Source organism: Microbacterium sp. H6 (assembly GCF_003314775.1).
GTDB lineage: Bacteria > Actinomycetota > Actinomycetes > Actinomycetales > Microbacteriaceae > Microbacterium > Microbacterium oxydans.
Genome location: NZ_QOAY01000104.1, coordinates 1 through 1410, shown reverse-complemented (window position 1 = coordinate 1410; position 1410 = coordinate 1). Strand labels below are relative to the sequence as shown.

The following is a 1410-nucleotide window of genomic DNA, read 5'->3' as shown; positions in this document are numbered from 1 at the left end:
CATCGACATCGCCCTGGTCCGCGGCGGCCGACGAGCCGCGCTCCTCGGGAATGATCACCGTCTCCTCGGACGGACGGATCACCGTGTCTTCGATCACCGTGTCTCCGATCACCGTCTCCTCGATGACCGTGTCCTCGATCGGCGTGGTCTCGGAGACGTTCGGCTCCTCAGAGGCCGACCCCGCATCCGTCGCCTCAGGGGCGAAGTGCTCCGTCCACTGCTGGCCGTCCCACCAGCGCTGCCGTCCGGATCCGTCGTCGTACCAACCTGCAGGTGTCGTCATGGCTCCCCCTCGAAAGAATTCGGCGACCGCTTCGTGCGGTCGGCATCTTCATGTATAGCAGTGGCAGGTGACGCGGCAGTGGCGTGTGCATGGGGAGCAATCCCCATCCGGGCGGAGGGCGGACGTGCCTGTGCGGGGTGTCGCTCGCCGTCAGGGAAGAGCCCGCGCTTAGGCTCGTAGCGCCATGATTCGGTTCGAGAACGTCACGAAACGCTACCGCGGGACGTCGAAGCCCGCCCTCTCCGGTGTCGACTTCGAAGTGCAACGCGGGGAGTTCGTCTTCCTCGTCGGGGCCTCGGGTTCCGGCAAGTCGTCCTGCCTGCGCCTCATCCTGCGCGAGGACGTCCCCACCTCGGGACGGGTCGCGGTGCTCGGGAGGGACCTGCGAGCCCTCGCGAACCGCAAGGTGCCGTACTTCCGCCGCCATATCGGGTCGGTGTTCCAGGACTTCCGACTCCTCCCGTCGAAGACCGTCCATCAGAACGTCGCGTTCACGCTCCAGGTGACCGGTGCCTCCCGCGGCTTCATCCAACAGGCGGTGCCTGAGGCTCTCGCTCTGGTGGGCCTCGACGGCAAGCAGAAGCGGATGCCCCACGAACTGTCGGGCGGTGAGCAGCAGCGCGTCGCGATCGCGCGCGCTCTCGTCAATCGGCCCCAGGTTCTGCTCGCCGATGAGCCGACCGGAAACCTCGACCCTGCGACCTCGGTCGACATCATGCAGCTGCTCGCCCGCATCAACGCGGGGGGCACCACGGTGCTGATGGCCACCCACGAGGCCGGTTTCGTCGATCAGATGCAGCGCCGCGTGATCGAGCTGCGCGACGGCGAGATGGTCCGCGATGAGGTGCATGGCGGATACGGCGACACGTCCAACATCCCGCGCCTCGTGCCAGAGGGAGTGCGTGGTGCGGCAGCCGCTGCCGCACTGACCGCCGTCCAGGAGGTGCAGCGCCAGACCGCCGATCTCTCGGTGGTGCGTGCCGCACTCGCAGAAGAGCTCGCCAGTCAGCGTCAGGCTGCGGCAGCAGTCGATCGCGACGGGGAGACGGTGGTTCCGCCCGCCCCGCGCACGGTCGAAGCGCCGGAACCGCAGCCCGCGGTGCAGGAGGGCGCAGCTGCGAACGTCG

The 1410-nt window shown here is 68.2% G+C and carries 2 protein-coding genes; one reads left to right on the top strand and one right to left on the bottom strand.

The features are described from left to right. On the bottom strand, positions 1–283 hold a 283-nt coding region (locus DSP71_RS07225), incomplete at its 3' end, for a DUF2510 domain-containing protein (RefSeq protein ID WP_147251229.1). Between the two features lie 184 nt (positions 284–467). Here DSP71_RS07225 and ftsE point away from each other — a divergent pair. Then, on the top strand, positions 468–1410 hold a 943-nt coding region (ftsE, locus tag DSP71_RS07220; protein WP_258546312.1), incomplete at its 3' end, for a cell division ATP-binding protein FtsE.